Below are 276 nucleotides of genomic sequence, written 5' to 3' on the forward strand. Positions count from 1 at the left end.
GCGGCGATCCGGCCGATGTTCACGCGTATCGGGTTGCGGTGCGCCGCATTCCCGACGGTGGCGGGGGGTCGGTCGAAGTACATCGCGATCTCGCCGTCGGTACCCCGATCACGGTGCGCGGGCCGCGCAACGCGTTCCCTTTCGCGGTACCCGGTCACGGCTCACCTGCCACCCGACTGCATTTCGTTGCCGGCGGTATCGGCATCACCCCGATCCTGCCGATGATGCGGTTGGCCGATCGGCTCGGCGTCGACTGGTCCATGGTCTACACCGGAC

At 68.1% G+C, this 276-nt stretch carries 1 pseudogene; it reads left to right on the forward strand.

The window, feature by feature from the left end:
- A pseudogene (locus GV790_RS30200) lies at positions 1-276 on the forward strand (oxidoreductase); the annotation flags it as partial.

It is taken from the genome of Nocardia cyriacigeorgica (genome assembly GCF_010858045.1).
GTDB lineage: Bacteria > Actinomycetota > Actinomycetes > Mycobacteriales > Mycobacteriaceae > Nocardia > Nocardia cyriacigeorgica_E.